The organism is Pseudomonas sp. Q12-87 (assembly GCF_001269755.1).
In the GTDB taxonomy this organism is placed as follows: domain Bacteria; phylum Pseudomonadota; class Gammaproteobacteria; order Pseudomonadales; family Pseudomonadaceae; genus Aquipseudomonas; species Aquipseudomonas fluorescens_S.
In genome coordinates this window covers 289,568-304,993 of the sequence record NZ_LHVI01000023.1, presented here as the reverse complement: position 1 = coordinate 304,993, position 15,426 = coordinate 289,568, and the positions used below count along the sequence as shown (strand labels likewise).

Annotated in this window: 10 protein-coding genes; 4 read left to right on the top strand and 6 right to left on the bottom strand. The window is 61.9% G+C overall.

Annotated features, from left to right (window positions below; all coding sequences use genetic code 11):
• Positions 1-29: 29 nt before the first annotated feature.
• Entirely contained in the window at positions 30-1,496 is a 1,467-nt protein-coding gene (gene dacB, locus AD663_RS18045) for a D-alanyl-D-alanine carboxypeptidase/D-alanyl-D-alanine-endopeptidase (RefSeq protein ID WP_003183536.1), read from the bottom strand.
• Between the two features lie 232 nt (positions 1,497-1,728).
• Here dacB and AD663_RS18040 point away from each other — a divergent pair, with 232 nt between their 5' ends.
• Positions 1,729-2,073 carry a YggL family protein gene (locus tag AD663_RS18040; RefSeq protein WP_003183535.1) on the top strand — a complete coding sequence of 115 codons (345 nt, stop codon included), beginning with the start codon at positions 1,729-1,731 and terminating at the stop codon, positions 2,071-2,073.
• A 162-nt stretch (positions 2,074-2,235) separates the two neighbouring features.
• On the opposite strand, the gene AD663_RS18035 is transcribed toward AD663_RS18040, so the two are convergent.
• Entirely contained in the window at positions 2,236-3,426 is a 1,191-nt protein-coding gene (locus AD663_RS18035) for a benzoate/H(+) symporter BenE family transporter (RefSeq protein ID WP_003183533.1), read from the bottom strand.
• A gap of 241 nt (positions 3,427-3,667) precedes the next feature.
• Between AD663_RS18035 and AD663_RS18030 the strand changes: the two genes are divergently transcribed.
• The gene (locus tag AD663_RS18030) at positions 3,668-4,432 is read left to right on the top strand and encodes a GntR family transcriptional regulator (protein WP_003183531.1); all 765 of its coding nucleotides are present in this window, start codon (positions 3,668-3,670) and stop codon (positions 4,430-4,432) included.
• Positions 4,433-4,570: 138 nt separating this feature from the next.
• On the opposite strand, the gene guaD is transcribed toward AD663_RS18030, so the two are convergent.
• The 4 genes from guaD to xdhA form a co-directional block, all read right to left on the bottom strand.
• Complete coding sequence (guaD, locus tag AD663_RS18025) at positions 4,571-5,875, bottom strand: guanine deaminase (protein WP_003183529.1); 1,305 nt, start codon at positions 5,873-5,875, stop codon at positions 4,571-4,573.
• Between the two features lie 19 nt (positions 5,876-5,894).
• The gene (gene xdhC, locus AD663_RS18020) at positions 5,895-6,737 is read right to left on the bottom strand and encodes a xanthine dehydrogenase accessory protein XdhC (protein ID WP_003183528.1); all 843 of its coding nucleotides are present in this window, start codon (positions 6,735-6,737) and stop codon (positions 5,895-5,897) included.
• A gap of 114 nt (positions 6,738-6,851) precedes the next feature.
• Positions 6,852-9,251, bottom strand: a complete 2,400-nt coding sequence (gene xdhB, locus AD663_RS18015) for a xanthine dehydrogenase molybdopterin binding subunit (protein ID WP_003183526.1) — start codon at positions 9,249-9,251, stop codon at positions 6,852-6,854.
• Positions 9,244-10,698 carry a xanthine dehydrogenase small subunit gene (gene xdhA, locus AD663_RS18010; RefSeq protein WP_003183525.1) on the bottom strand — a complete coding sequence of 485 codons (1,455 nt, stop codon included), beginning with the start codon at positions 10,696-10,698 and terminating at the stop codon, positions 9,244-9,246. Before xdhA ends, xdhB begins: the two co-directional genes overlap by 8 nt.
• A gap of 392 nt (positions 10,699-11,090) precedes the next feature.
• Between xdhA and AD663_RS18005 the strand changes: the two genes are divergently transcribed.
• On the top strand, positions 11,091-11,750 hold the full coding sequence (locus AD663_RS18005; protein ID WP_003183524.1) for a GntR family transcriptional regulator: 660 nt from the start codon (positions 11,091-11,093) through the stop codon (positions 11,748-11,750).
• A 2-nt stretch (positions 11,751-11,752) separates the two neighbouring features.
• Positions 11,753-15,241 carry a chromosome segregation protein SMC gene (smc, locus tag AD663_RS18000; RefSeq protein WP_003183522.1) on the top strand — a complete coding sequence of 1,163 codons (3,489 nt, stop codon included), beginning with the start codon at positions 11,753-11,755 and terminating at the stop codon, positions 15,239-15,241.
• Positions 15,242-15,426 lie beyond the last annotated feature (185 nt).

Here is a 15,426-nt window from a genome sequence, read left to right as displayed (position 1 = left end):
GCCCGCTCCCACATCGGTTCCTGGCGGGCTTAGAGCACCGAAGCCGTTTGCGGCAGTTTCGGCTGGCGGTACAGGTCCAGCAGCACCTGGTCCAGCACCGACGACGCGCCCCATGGCTTCGGATCGTTGAGGATCGCCACCACTACCCAAGTGTTGCCGTTGACGTCACGGCTGAAGCCGGCGATGGCCCGGACGGTGTTCAGGGTACCGGTCTTGATGTGGGCTTCGCCGGCCATGGCGGTGGTCTTGAGGCGTTTGCGCATGGTGCCGTCGGTGCCGGCGATCGGCATCGAACTGATGAACTCCGCCGAATACGGGCTGTGCCAGGCGGCTTGCAGCATCGCTGCCATTTCCCGGGCGCTGACTCGTTCGGCGCGGGACAGGCCGGAACCGTTCTCCATCACCAGGTGCGGCGCGGTGATGCCTTTCTTGGCCAGCCACTGGCGCACCACCCGCTGTGCGGCCTTGGCGTCGTCACCGTCGGCTTCGTTGCGGAACTGCGCGCCGAGGCTCAGGAATAATTGCTGGGCCATGGTGTTGTTACTGTATTTGTTGATGTCGCGGATGATCTCCGCCAAATCCGGCGAGAACGCCCGGGCCAGCACCTTGGCGCTGCTCGGCGTCGAGGCCAGGCGGTCCTTGCCCTGGATGCTGCCGCCCAATTCCTTCCAGATCGCCCGCACGGCACCGGCGGTGTAGGTGGGATGGTCCAGCAGCGACAGGTAGGTCTGGGAACTGCAACCGTCACCCAACTGCCCGCCCACCGTCACGGTCACGCTGCCGTCAGCCTGGGGCACCGGGTTGTAGCGCACGCCGCCGGTGCATTGCTTGGAGTTGACAGCCTTGACCTGGTTCTCGATGCGAATGCTGGCAATGGGCGGCTCCACCGACACCAGTACTCGACCGCCGTCATTGCGGGCGACGAAGCGCAGGGCCTTGAGGTTGACCAGCAGCGAATCGGGCTTGACCAGAAACGGCTTGTTTTCGTCGTTGCCGTCATCGTTGAATTCGGGCAGTTGCGGTTGGATGAAGAACCCTCGGTCCAGCACCAGGTCGCCGGTGATCTGCTGCACACCGTTGGCGCGCAGGTCACGCATCAATAGCCAGAGCTTTTCCATGTTCAGCTTGGGATCGCCGCCGCCCTTGAGGTACAGGTTGCCGTTGAGAATGCCGCCGCTGAGGGTGCCGTCGGTGTAGAACTCGGTTTTCCACTGGTGGTTGGGGCCGAGCATTTCCAGGGCCGCATAGGTGGTGACCAGTTTCATGGTAGACGCCGGGTTTACCGAGACGTCGGCGTTGAACACTGTCGGTGTGCCGGGGCCGGTGAGGGGCACCATCACCAGGGACAGGGCATCGTCTTGCAGCTTGCTGGCCTTGAGGGCCTTTTGCACGTTGGGCGAGAGGGCGGTGTTGAGAGTGGCGGCGCTGGTAGAAACGGGAAGGGCCAGGGGAAGAAGAAAGCTGGCCAGAAGCAGTGGACGCAAAGATTTGATCATTTGAAATAAAACCCTACGGGCGAGGGGGAAAAAGACGAGGGCATGGAAATGAACGCCCTCAGTGGTCATGAAAGTGTCGGCATTATGCCCCAAGCTGCAACGGCTTGTGCCGCGCCTGAGCCTTCCAGGCGCTATTTTTTACCGACGGTAGGCCAAGATGCCCGATCAGTCGGGCAATCGGTGCACCAAACTGGTAAAGTGCCGGCCGTTATTACTTATGAGGATTGTTCCAATGGCGACTAACCGTTCCCAGCGTCTGCGCAAAAAATTGTGCGTGGATGAATTTCAAGAGCTGGGTTTCGAACTCAACCTGGATTTCAAAGAAGATCTGGCCGATGAGGCTATTGACGCTTTCCTCGACGCTTTTCTCAAAGAAGCCATGGAAGCCAATGGCCTGGGCTACGTCGGCGGCGACGACTACGGTCTGGTTTGCCTGCAGAAGCGTGGCTGTGTGACCGAAGAGCAGCGTGCTGCCGTTGAAGCCTGGCTCAAGGCGCGTCCTGAGCTGACCAGCGCTGAAGTCAGCCCGCTGATGGACGTCTGGTACCCGGAGAAGCCGATCAATCCGGTCGCCTGATGTTCCGAAACCGGCAGCCCTTCCGGGCGCCGGTTTTTTTGTGCCTGCCATTTATGCGTTGCTTGCCAGGCCGCCTTCGCGAGCAAGCCCGCTCCCACAGTGGATATGTGTCGTTCACATCACTTCTGTGGGAGCGGGCTTGCTCGCGAAGCTTTTAAGCTATCAGGCGTTGCGCCAGTTCAGGATGAGCAACGTCAACACCCCCGCGACAATCCCCCAGAACGCCGAACCGATGGAAAACAGCGTCATTCCCGATGCCGTGACCATGAAGGTGATCAGTGCCGCCTCCCGCTCCTTGGCCTGGCTCATGGCGATGGTCAAGCCATTGATGATCGACCCGAACAGCGCCAGCGCGGCGATTGATAACACCAGTTCCTTGGGCAAGGCCGCGAACAGTGCCGCCAGCGTTGCGCCGAACACCCCGGCAATGCCATAGAAAATCCCGCACCAGACCGCTGCCGTGTAGCGCTTGTTGCGGTCCTCGTGGGCGTGCGGCCCGGTGCAGATGGCCGCGCTGATGGCCGCCAGGTTGATGCCGTGGGAACCGAACGGTGCCAGCAGCAGCGAGGCGATGCCGGTGGTGGTGATCAATGGCGAGGCCGGCACGGTATAGCCGTCGGCCCGCAGCACGGCGATGCCGGGCATGTTCTGCGACGTCATTGCCACCACGAACAGCGGAATGCCGATGCTGATGGTGGCCGCCAGGGAAAAGTGCGGTGTGGTCCACACCGGCGTCGCCACTTCCAGGGCAAAGCTACTGAAATCCAGCAGCCCCAACAGGCCGGACAGCCCCGTGCCGATCAACAGCGCCGCCAGCACGGCATAGCGTGGCGACAGGCGCTTGACGATCAAATAGGTAAAGAACATCCCCAGCACCAGGCCGGTGCGGTGTTGGGTGGCGACGAAAATCTCGCTGCCGATCTTGAACAGGATGCCCGCCAGCAAGGCTGCCGCCAGCGACGCGGGGATGCGCTTGACCAACCGTTCGAAGCTGCCGGTGAGGCCGCAGATGGTCACCAGTATCGCGCAGGTGATATAGGCACCGATGGCCTCGCCATAGCTCACGCCGCCCAGGCTGGTGATCAGCAGTGCCGCGCCGGGGGTGGACCAAGCGATGGTAATCGGGGTGCGGTAGCGCAGCGACAGGCCGATGGAGCAGATCGCCATGCCAATGGAAATCGCCCAGATCCATGAAGAGATCTGCCCACTGGTCAGCCCCGCTGCCTGCCCGGCCTGGAACATCAGCACCAGGGAGCTGGTGTAGCCGGTCATCATCGCGATGAATCCGGCCACGATAGCTGAGGGCGATGTGTCGGCCAGAGGACGAAGTGGCGCGGTCGTGACGTCGGTCATGGTGGGCGGTGGTCCTTGTTGTAAATTAGCCGGGCTCCGGGAGCCACGGATTTGGGTTTAAGCCTAAACTCAACCCAGTAGCCAATTGCAATACAGCCATGCCCGCAAACAGCCGTACAGTCGTGTTGCCATCAGAGGTTGTGTACAATCGCCGTGTTTTTTACGCGATACTTGCCAGCGACCCGCTGTGCCGTATTACAGTCACGGTCAATTCGCCGCAGTTTTTCCGACTCGAGTGCCCATGAACGAACAGTTGCAGCCCCTCAAGAAACAACCGCGTGCTGGTAAAGCCGGCCGCAGCGGAACCCAGGACGATATTGTCTACGCGCATATCTTCGAGGCCATCCTCGAACAACGCCTGGCGCCCGGTACAAAGTTGAGCGAAGAGGCACTGGGGGAGATTTTCGGAGTCAGCCGCACGATCATTCGTCGGGCGCTGTCACGCCTGGCCCATGAAGGGGTGGTGTTGCTACGACCCAATCGCGGCGCCGTGGTGGCCAGCCCGAGCGTCGAAGAGGCGCGCCAGGTGTTCATGGCCCGGCGCCTGGTAGAACGTGCGATTACCGAGCTTGCGGTACAGCACGCCACCGCCGAGCAGTTGGCCGAACTGCGGCAGATGGTCAGCGACGAGCGCGACAGTTTCTCCCGCGGTGACCGCGGCGCCGGCATCCGCCTGTCGGGCGAGTTCCACCTCAAGCTGGCCGAAGCGGCGAAGAACGCGCCACTGATCAGCTTCCAGCGCAGCCTCGTGTCCCAGACGTCGCTGATCATCGCCCAGTACGAAAGCGGCAATCGTTCCCACTGTTCCTACGACGAACACACCCAACTGATCGATGCCATCGAAGCCCGCGACGCCACGCTGGCGGTGGACCTGATGATGCATCACATGGACCACATCGACAGCAAGCTCAACCTCGACGAAGAAAGCGCGTCGGACGATTTGCATGCGGTGTTCTCGCACCTGCTGCAGAGCAAGAAGCCAGGGCGTTCGACGGCCAAGCTCTGATTGAGTGAAGTCAGCGGCACCGAGTCGCGCCCTTCGCGAGCAAGCCCGCTCCCACATTCGACCGTGTTGTCATGACATATGCCGATCAAATGTGGGAGCGGGCTTGCTCGCGAAAGCGGTCTGATAGGCGAAAAAACTCTATCGCTGATGCACCAGCCGACCCGCCGCATAAGTCTGCGCCACCGTCCGGTCATCCCCCAGCGTCATCAACACAAACAGCCGCTCGGCAATGTCCCGTGCCTGCTTCAGGCGATAGCTCAAGAGCGGTGTGGCGTTGTAGTCCAGCACCAGGAAGTCCGCATCGGTGCCCGCTTGCAGAGTCCCGATCCTGTCTTCCAGGCGCAATGCCCGGGCACCGCCAAGGGTGGCCAGGTACAGCGACTTGAACGGGCTCAGCCGTGCGCCCTGTAGCTGCATGACCTTGTAGGCTTCGTTCAGGGTTTGCAGCAGCGAAAAACTGGTGCCGCCCCCCACGTCCGTACCCAGCCCAACGTTGACTTTGTGCTTTTCGGCCATCGGCAAATTGAACAGGCCGCTGCCGAGGAAGAAGTTCGAGGTCGGGCAAAACGCGATGGCCGAACCGGTCTCGGCCAGGCGTGCGCATTCGTCGTCGCACAAATGCACACCGTGGGCGAAGACTGAGCGCTCGCCGAGCAGCTGATAGTGGTCGTAGACGTCCAGATAGCCTTTGCGCTCAGGGAACAATTCCTTGACCCACTGCACTTCCTGCAGGTTTTCACTGATGTGGGTTTGCATATACAGGTCGGGATATTCCCTCAGCAACTGACCGGCCAGGGCCAGTTGTTCCGGCGTGCTGGTGGGGGCGAAGCGCGGGGTGACGGCGTAATGCAGACGACCCTTGCCGTGCCAGCGTTCGATCAGCGCCTTGCTTTCGGTGTAGCTCGACTCGGCGGTGTCCACCAGATAGTCCGGGGCGTTGCGGTCCATCATCACCTTGCCGGCGATCATCCGCAGATCCAATTGCTGGGCCACTTCGAAAAACGAGTTCACCGACTGCGGGTGCACACTGCCGAAAACCAGCGCGGTGGTGGTGCCATTGCGCAGCAGTTCCTTGACGAAAATATCGGCCACGGCATCGGCATGGGCCTTGTCGGCGAACTGGCTTTCGCAAGGAAAGGTGTAAGTGTTGAGCCAGTCGAGCAGTTGCTCGCCATACGCACCGACCATGCCAGTCTGTGGCAGATGAATGTGCGTGTCGATGAAGCCGGGGGTGATCAGCGCGTCCGGGTAGTGGCTGATTTCGATCTCCGCTGGCAGGGTCGGCAGCAAATCGCGGGCGTGGCCGATGGCGCTGATCTGGCCGTTTTCCACCACCAGCAAGCCGTCTTCGAAATATTCGTAGGACGCCTCGATGCCGACTTCGGCAGGGTCGGCGAGGCTGTGGAGCAGGGCGGCGCGGTAGGCTTTGCGTGTCAGGGGCATGGGGATTCTCAACGATTGTTCAACGGTTCGCCTGGCTGCGACGCGAGGCCGGCAGCAGCTTGGCAATCGGTTCGGCGCGCGTGGTGTGCTGGCCAAAATCGGCGTTATAGGTGGCGATGATTTCGCCGGCGATGGAGATGGCGATTTCCACAGGCAACTTGCCTTTGACTTCGCCGATGCCCATCGGGCAACGCATGCGCTGCAGAGTGCTGCTGTTGAAACCGCGGTCGCGCAGGCGATGCTCGAACTTCACCCGTTTGGTCTTCGAGCCGATCAGGCCGAAGTAGGCGAAGTCGTTGCGCTTGAGAATCGCGGCGCTCAATTCCAGGTCGAGCTGATGGTTGTGGGTCATGACGATGCAGTAGCTGCCGGCGGGCAGTTCGTCGACCTCATCCAGCGGCTCCTCGCTGACGATTTTGCGCACGCCGTGGGGCAGGTGCTCGGGAAACTCAGCTTCCCGCGAGTCGATCCAGCGCACCTTGCAGGGCAGGCTCGCCAGCAACGGCACCAGGGCGCGACCAACATGGCCGGCGCCGAACACAGCGATCTGCGCCTGCACCTGGCCCATGGGCTCGAACAGCAATACGGTGACGCCGCCGCAACACTGGCCAAGGCTGGCGCCCAGGCTGAAGCGTTCCAGATGGGTGGTTTGCTGGCCGCTGGCGAGCATCTGCCGGGCGATCTCCATGGCCTTGTATTCCAGGTGCCCGCCACCGATGGTGTCGAAGATCTGGCGGGTACTGATGACCATTTTCGAGCCGGCGTTGCGCGGTGTTGAGCCGAGTTCTTCGATGATCGTCACCAGCACGCAGGGTTCGCCGCGGTCTTGCAGGTCGGCGAGGGCGCTGATCCAGTTGTACATAATTACCTCGACCTCTCTTTTTCTGTTCGGCCGCTTTCGCGAGCAGGCTCGCTCCCACAGTGGATCGCGGTCTCCTGTGGGAGCGGGCTTGCTCGCGAAGGCCACGCCTCGGTCTTAGAGCGGAGCCAACTCGACCTCGGCTTCCACAGGCTTCGCGGCCTTCAACTGCCGCATCTGCTCACACCCCCACAGCACCCGCTCCGGCGTCGCCGGCGCATCGATGTTCGGTTGATGCCGGTAATCCCCCAGGCTCGCCACGGCGTCCTTGATGGCGCACCACGCGGCGATGCCGAGCATGAACGGCGGTTCGCCCACGGCTTTGGAATGGAACACCGTGTCTTCGGGGTTCTTGCGGTTTTCCACCAGCTTGACCCGCAGGTCCAGCGGCATGTCGGCCACCGCCGGGATCTTGTAGCTGGCCGGGCCGTTGGTCATCAGCTTGCCCTTGTCGTTCCACACCAGCTCTTCCATGGTCAGCCAGCCCATGCCCTGGATGAAACCGCCCTCCACCTGGCCGATGTCGATGGCCGGGTTCAGTGACGCGCCGACGTCGTGGAGGATATCGGTGCGCAGCATCTTGTACTCGCCGGTGAGGGTGTCGACGATCACCTCGGCGCACGCCGCGCCATAGGCGTAGTAGTAGAACGGCCGGCCACGGGCCTGGCTGCGGTCGTAGTAGATTTTCGGTGTCTTGTAGAAGCCGGTGCTCGACAGCGAGACCTGGGCGAAGTACGCCTGCTGGATCAACCCTTCGAAGGTCAGGATGTGGTCGCGCACTCGCACGTGACCGTTGTGGAAAGCTACGTCTTCTTCGCTGACCTTGTATTGCCGCGCGGCGAACTCCACCAAGCGCTGCTTGATGATTTCGGCAGCGTTCTGCGCCGCCTTGCCGTTCAGGTCGGCGCCGCTGGAGGCGGCGGTGGGCGAGGTGTTCGGCACCTTGTCGGTATTGGTCGCAGTGATCTGCACGCGATCCATCTCTACCTGGAAAACCTCGGCCACCACTTGGGCAACCTTGGTATTCAAACCCTGGCCCATTTCGGTGCCGCCATGGTTCAAGTGGATGCTGCCGTCGGTGTAGACGTGGATCAGCGCGCCGGCCTGGTTGAGGAAACTGGCCGTGAACGAAATACCGAATTTCACCGGGGTCAGCGCCAGGCCTTTTTTCAGGATCGGGCTATTGGCGTTGTAGCGACGGATCGCTTCGCGGCGTTCGGCGTACTGGCTGCTGTGCTCAAGCTCGGCGGTCATTTCCTCGAGCATGTTGTGCTCGACGGTCTGATAGTAGTGGGTGACGTTGCGCTCGGTCTTGCCGTAGTAATTGGCCTTGCGCACCGCCAGCGGATCGAGCCCCAGGTGCCGGGCGATGGCATCCATCACCTCTTCGATGGCGACCATGCCTTGCGGCCCGCCGAAGCCCCGGTAGGCAGTGTTCGAGGCGGTGTTGGTCTTGCAGCGATGGCCGTTGATGGTCGCATCGCCCAGGTAATAGGCGTTATCGGCATGGAACATCGCCCGGTCGACAATCGACGCCGACAGGTCCGGCGAGCAGCCGCAGTTGCCGGCCAGTTCCAGTGCGATGCCGTGCAGGCGTCCGCTGCCGTCGAAGCCCACGTCGTATTCGATGTAGAAGGGGTGGCGCTTGCCGGTCATCAGCATGTCTTCGACTCGCGGCAGGCGCATCTTGGTGGGTTGGCCGGTGAGGTAGGCGATGACTGCGCACAGGCACGCCGGGCTGGCGGCCTGGGTTTCCTTGCCGCCAAAACCGCCGCCCATGCGGCGCATGTCTACCACGACCTTGTTCATCGACACGCCCAGCACTTCGGCCACCAATTTCTGTACTTCGGTGGGGTTCTGGGTCGAGCAGTAGACGATCATGCCGCCGTCCTCGGTGGGCATCACCGAGGAAATCTGGGTTTCCAGATAAAAGTGTTCCTGGCCACCGATGTGCAGTGAGCCCTGGATACGATGCTCGGCGCTCGCCAGCGCCGTGGCTGAATCACCGCGCTGGTGGGTGTGGCTGTCGAGCACGAAATGCCGCTTGCGCAGGGCTTCGACTACATCCAGCACCGGTTCCAGGTCTTCGTATTCGACGATGGCCGCCATCGCGGCCTGGCGCGCGGTTTCCAAGTCTTTCGCGGCCACGGCCAGCACGGGTTGGCCGACGAACTGCACGTCATCGATGGCCAGCAACGGATCGCCGGGCAACAGTGGGCCTATGTCCTTGAGCCCCGGGATGTCTGCATGGGTGATGGCGATGCGCACGCCCTCGAAGGCATAGCAGGGCGCGGTATCGATGCGGATGATGCGGGCATGGGCGCGGTCCGACAGCCGGGCGTAAACGTGCAGTTGGTTGGGAAATTCGAGGCGGTCGTCGATGTATTGGGCTTCGCCGGACACATGCTTGGCGGCGCTGTCATGCTTGACACTGCGGCCTACGCCAGTGGTCAGGTCGCGGGCGAACAGCTCGGCGAGTTCGGCTTGAGTCTTCTCTACGGCGTGATGGTTAGACATAAGCGGTCACCCGAGTCTCGATGTGCGGTGTTTGCAGTTCGATGAAGTATTTGCGCAACAGGTTGCGGGCGCTGAGCAGACGGTATTCCTTGCTGGCGCGGAAATCCGAGAGCGGCGTGAAGTCCTCGGCCAGGGCTGCGCAGGCGCGCTCGACAGTGCTCTCGTTCCACGGCGCACCGATCAGGATGGCTTCGCAATGCTTGGCGCGTTTGGGCGTCGCCGCCATGCCGCCGAAGGCCACGCGGGCGTCATGGACGATGCCGTTGTCGATCCGTAGGTTGAATGCCGCGCACACGGCAGAGATGTCGTCGTCCAGGCGCTTGGAAACCTTGTAGGCGCGGAACGATTGCTCGGCGCAGGCCCGGGGCACGATGATCGTTTCGATGAATTCGCTTTCCTGGCGGGCGGTGACCCGGTAATCAATGAAATAGTCTTCCAGCGCCAGGGTGCGGCGGGTCTGGCCCTTGCACAGCACGATCTGCGCGCCGAGGGCGATCAGCAGGGGCGGCGAGTCGCCGATCGGCGAGGCATTGCCGATGTTGCCGCCCAGTGTGCCCTGGTTGCGAATCTGCAGCGAGGCGAAGCGCTGCAGCAGCTCGCCAAAGTCCGGATATTCAGCCTTCAAGGCTTCGTAGCAGTCGGAAAGGGCGGTGGCGGCGCCAATCTCCAGGCGGTCGTCGAAGCGCTCGATGCGCTTGAGTTCGGCGACGTTGCCCACGTAGATCATCACCGGCAGGGTGCGGTGGAACTGAGTGACTTCCAGGGCCAGGTCGGTGCCACCGGCCAACAGGCGCGCCTGGGGGTAAGCATCGTAGAGGTCGGCCAGGTCGGCGACGGTCAGCGGTACCAGGCAGCGTTTGTCGCCGCTGTTGAGTTCGCCGGTTTCGGTCGGGGCGATGGCTTTGAGGCGGGCAATGGTCTCGGCTTCCCGGGCGTCGAACTGGTCCGGCTGCTTGCCGCAGCAGGCCTGGTCGGCGGCGGCCAGGATCGGCCGGTAGCCGGTGCAGCGGCAGAGGTTGCCGGCCAAGGCCTCGTGGGCCTTGTGAGTGTCGGGTTGCTCGCTGTTCTTTTGCAGGGCGAACAGCGACATGACGAAACCTGGCGTGCAAAAGCCGCATTGCGAACCATGACAATCGACCATCGCCTGCTGGACGCTGTGCAATTGGCCCTGGTGCTTGAGGTCTTCGACGCTGATCAATTGCTTGCCGTGCAAGGCCGAGACAAACGTCAGGCACGAATTGAGGCTGCGATAGCGCATACGCTCTGCACCGGCTTCGTCCGTATGCAGTTCGCCCACCACCACGGTGCACGCGCCACAGTCGCCGCTGGCGCAGCCTTCTTTGGTACCGGATTTACCGACGTGTTCGCGCAAATAGTTGAGCACGGTCAGGTTCGGGTCCAGGGCATGCTCGCTACGGAGTTCCTGGTTGAGTAAAAACTGGATCACGGAAGGCCTCGCAGACTCATTATTGTTTTATCGACGTGGACTGAATTTATCAGTTCTGACTTTTCGGTCAATGATTTTCTGACTTGAGGGTCAGGAAAGTTCGTTTGGTCGATGAACAACGGATTCAAGGTATTGGTTCTTTAGCGATGTCCTATCCATCAGTTAAGCGCAAATCCCTGTGGGAGCGGGCTTGCCCGCGAAGGCGGCATTTCTGTCGGAAGATTTCTTGCGGACGAACTGGCCTCTTCGCGAGCAAGCCCGCTCCCACATGGGCGGAGCACTGAAAAAATTGCTTATATCGTGCCAAAAACCCCGTGCAGGCCCTGCGCCATGACGTATCGAGTGCGCTACACTGCGCCGCTTATGCAGATCGAAGAGTTTGAAGGACAACCATGACGTTCAAGGCCCCGGACAGCCTCGCTGAGCAAATCGCCCACCACCTCGCTGAACGCATCATTCGTGGCGAAATGAAGCCGGGAGAGCGCATCCAGGAGCAGAAGGTCACGCTGGCGCTCAATGTCAGCCGCGGCTCGGTCCGTGAGGCCTTGCTGATCCTGGAGCGGCGCCACCTGATCGCGATCCTGCCGCGTCGTGGCGCGCACGTCACCGAGCTCACTGAACATAACGTGCGCAGCCTCTGCACGCTGATGAGCGAGTTGTACATCCTGTTGGGCAACGCCGTGGCCCATGGCTGGCAGGAGCAGGCCGACATGGCGCCGTTCATGGCAATCCAGCAGCGCCTCAAGGACGCCTATGAACGCCAGGACATCCGTACGTTCGTCGACGAAAGCTTCAGCGTGATGCGCGCCGCGTATCCGTTCGCCAACAACCCGTACTTGCAGGAAACCGTCGAGAACCTGCAACCTGCCATGAGCCGTGCCTATTTCCTCGCCCTGGAACAGCGCAAGGCCGAGATGAGCGAATTCCTCGACCTGTTCCAGCGCCTGCTCGTCGCCGTGCTGGCCCGTGATCTGCCGCAGATTCGCATTGTGCTGACGGCCTATGCCCAGCGCAGTTGCGACCTGGTGGTCTCTGCCCTGACGAAGGCCTGACCGTGCGGCTCAAGTGCATCAAACTGGCGGGGTTCAAATCTTTCGTCGACCCGACCACGGTGAACTTCCCCAGTAACATGGCGGCGGTGGTCGGGCCCAACGGTTGCGGCAAGTCGAACATCATCGACGCCGTGCGCTGGGTGATGGGCGAGAGCTCGGCAAAAAATCTGCGCGGCGAGTCGATGACCGACGTCATCTTCAACGGCTCCACCAGTCGCAAGCCGGTCAGCCAAGCCAGCATCGAGCTGGTGTTCGATAACTCCGACGGCACCCTGATCGGCGAATACGCGGCCTATGCGGAAATTTCCATCCGCCGCAAAGTGACCCGCGACAGCCAGAACAGTTACTTCCTCAACGGCACCAAATGCCGACGCCGCGACATCACCGATATTTTCCTCGGCACTGGCCTGGGGCCGCGCAGCTATTCGATCATCGAGCAGGGCATGATCTCCAAGCTGATCGAGGCCAAGCCCGAGGACCTGCGCAACTTCATCGAAGAAGCCGCCGGCATTTCAAAGTACAAGGAGCGGCGCCGCGAAACCGAAAACCGTATCCGTCGCACCCATGAAAACCTCGCTCGCCTGACCGACCTGCGTGAAGAGCTCGAGCGTCAGCTCGAACGCTTGCACCGTCAGGCCGAGGCCGCCAAGAAATACCAGGAATACAAAGGCGAGGAGCGCCAGCTCAAGGCCCAGCTTTCGGCCCTGCGCTGGCAGGCGTTGGATGAGCAGGTCGGCCAGCGCGAGGCGATCATTGGCAACCAGGAGGTCAGTTTCGAGGCCCTGGTGGCCGAGCAACGCAACGCCGATGCGGCCATCGAGCGCCTGCGCGACGGCCACCACGACCTGTCCGAGCGCTTCAATCTGGTGCAGGGGCGCTTCTATTCGGTGGGTGGCGACATCGCCCGGGTCGAACAGAGTATCCAACACGGCCAGCAGCGGCTGCGGCAGTTGCAGGACGACTTGAAGGAAGCCGAACGGGCGCGCCTGGAAACCGAATCCCACCTGGGCCACGACCGCACATTGCTGCTGACCCTCGGCGAAGAGCTGGACAGGCTTACGCCGGAGCAGGAAATCACCAGCGCCGCCGCCGAGGAGGCGGCCGCTGCCCTGGAAGAAGCCGAGCTGACCATGCACGGCTGGCAAGAGCAGTGGGACAGTTTCAACCTGACCTCGGCCGAGCCACGGCGCCAGGCCGAGGTGCAGCAGTCGCGCATCCAGCAGTTGGAAACCAGTATGGAGCGCTTGGCCGATCGCCAGCGTCGCCTGTCCGAAGAGCGCGCCTTGCTCGCGGCGGACCCGGAAGACGCGGCGATTCTCGAGCTGAGCGAGCAGTTGGCGGCCAGCGAAGCCACCCTCGAAGACTTGCAGGCCAGCGAAGACGCCCAGGTCGAACGGCTCGAGCAACTGCGCCAGGCTTTGCAACTGGCCCTGCAGAATCAGCAGCAGGCCCAAGGTGAACTGCAGCGGCTCAACGGTCGCCTGGCCTCGCTGGAAGCCTTGCAACAGGCCGCGCTGGACCCGGGCACCGGCACCGCCGAATGGCTGCGGGACCAGCACCTGGCCGAACGCCCACGCTTGGCCGAAGGGCTGAAAGTCGATCCGGGCTGGGAGCTGGCGGTGGAAACCGTACTGGGTGCGGATCTGCAAGCGGTGCTGGTTGATGATTTCGGCGGCTTCGATCTTTCAAGTTTTACCCAGGGTGACCTGCGCTTGCTCAGCCCGGCTGGCGATGGCGTGCGCATGCCCAGCAGCCTGCTGGACAAGGTCGAGGCCCAAGTCGACCTGTCGCCCTGGCTGGGACAGGTCAAGCCGGTGGAGAGTCTTGAGCAAGCCTTGGCCCTGCGCGGGCAATTGGCTGCGGGCGAAAGCCTGATCAGCCGTGACGGCTACTGGGTGGGCCGGCATTTCCTGCGGGTGCGCCGGGCCAGCGAAGCCGAGAGCGGCATGCTCGCCCGGGGCCAGGAAATCCAGCGCCTGGGCGCCGAGCGCGAAGAACGTGAAGCCAGCGTCGAAGCCTTGGAAACCGAATTGCAAAACCTGCGGGCGCAACAGCGTCAACAAGAGAACGGCCGTGAACACCTGCGGCGGCTGTTGCAGGACGAAGCGCGCCAGCAAGGCGAGCTCAAGGCGCAGTTGTCGGCCGGCAAGGCCAAGGTCGAACAACTGGCCCTGCGTCGCACCCGCCTCGAAGAAGAAATCGCCGAGCTTGGCGAGCAGCGTGCGCTTGAGCATGAACAGATTGGCGAGGCGCGCCTGCAATTGCAGGACGCGCTCGATGCCATGGCGCTGGACACCGAGCAGCGCGAGCTGTTGCTGGCCCAGCGCGACAGCCTGCGCGAGCGCCTGGACCGAGTGCGCCAGGAAGCCCGCCAGCATAAGGACCATGCCCATCAGTTGGCGGTGCGCCTGGGCTCGCTGCGGGCCCAGTACGATTCCACGCGTCAGGCATTGGAACGACTGGAAATGCAGTCCGAACGCCTGACCGAAAAACGCGAGCAGTTGAGCCTCAATCTGGAGGAAGGCGAAGCACCGCTGGAGGAGCTGCGCCTCAAGCTCGAAGAGCTGCTCGACAAGCGCATGAGTGTCGATGAAGAACTCAAGACCGCACAGATTGCCCTGGAGGACGCCGACCGCGAACTGCGCGACGCCGAGAAGCGCCGCAGCCAGGCCGAGCAACAGTCCCAATTGATCCGCGGCCAGATGGAACAGCAGCGCATGGAGTGGCAAGCCCTGACCGTGCGCCGCAAGGCGTTGCAGGACCAGTTGCTGGAGGACGGCTACGACCTGAACGGCGTCCTCGCCACCCTCGTTGCCGGGGCGAACGAGAAGGACGCCGAGGAAGAGCTGGAACGTATCGCCCAACGCATCCAGCGCCTGGGGGCAATCAACCTGGCGGCCATCGACGAATACCAGCAGCAGTCCGAGCGCAAGCGCTACCTGGACGCCCAGAACGATGATCTGGTGGAGGCGCTGGATACCCTGGAAAACGTTATTCGCAAGATCGACAAGGAAACCCGTAACCGCTTCAAGGATACCTTTGATCAGATCAACGGTGGTTTGCAGGCGCTTTTCCCAAAAGTTTTCGGTGGCGGCAGCGCCTACTTGGAACTGACGGGCGAAGATTTACTCGATACAGGGGTGACAATCATGGCGCGTCCTCCTGGCAAGAAGAACAGCACCATCCATTTGCTCTCCGGTGGCGAAAAAGCGCTGACCGCGCTGGCTTTGGTTTTCGCCATTTTCAAATTGAACCCGGCGCCGTTCTGCATGCTCGACGAAGTCGATGCACCACTGGACGACGCCAACGTAGGCCGTTACGCACGGCTGGTGAAGGAAATGTCCGAAACGGTGCAGTTCATCTACATCACCCACAACAAGATCGCCATGGAGATGGCTGATCAATTGATGGGCGTGACCATGCACGAGCCAGGCTGTTCGCGGCTGGTGGCGGTGGATGTGGAGGAGGCCATGGCAATGGTGGATGCTTGAAACCCGGGCTGTAGGGCATCTACCTGTAACGTTGTAGGTCTTTTTTACCCTTGGGCCTGTTGTTCAAATCACAGATTGGACACAAGCCCATGCGACAGACGGTGTAAAGTTATCTTTGGTCGTGCTAGTTTAATGTCAATTTTTCGTATGCGTGGGCAAAACGCCATTCAGAACATAGAGTTGGC

Bases quoted from the DNA above. Each gene is read 5' to 3' on its own strand.
- dacB (WP_003183536.1), bottom strand. From the start codon at position 1,496: ATGATCAAATCTTTGCGTCCACTGCTTCTGGCCAGCTTTCTTCTTCCC.
- AD663_RS18040 (WP_003183535.1), top strand. From the start codon at position 1,729: ATGGCGACTAACCGTTCCCAGCGTCTGCGCAAAAAATTGTGCGTGGAT.
- AD663_RS18035 (WP_003183533.1), bottom strand. From the start codon at position 3,426: ATGACCGACGTCACGACCGCGCCACTTCGTCCTCTGGCCGACACATCG.
- AD663_RS18030 (WP_003183531.1), top strand. From the start codon at position 3,668: ATGAACGAACAGTTGCAGCCCCTCAAGAAACAACCGCGTGCTGGTAAA.
- guaD (WP_003183529.1), bottom strand. From the start codon at position 5,875: ATGCCCCTGACACGCAAAGCCTACCGCGCCGCCCTGCTCCACAGCCTC.
- xdhC (WP_003183528.1), bottom strand. From the start codon at position 6,737: ATGTACAACTGGATCAGCGCCCTCGCCGACCTGCAAGACCGCGGCGAA.
- xdhB (WP_003183526.1), bottom strand. From the start codon at position 9,251: ATGTCTAACCATCACGCCGTAGAGAAGACTCAAGCCGAACTCGCCGAG.
- AD663_RS18005 (WP_003183524.1), top strand. From the start codon at position 11,091: ATGACGTTCAAGGCCCCGGACAGCCTCGCTGAGCAAATCGCCCACCAC.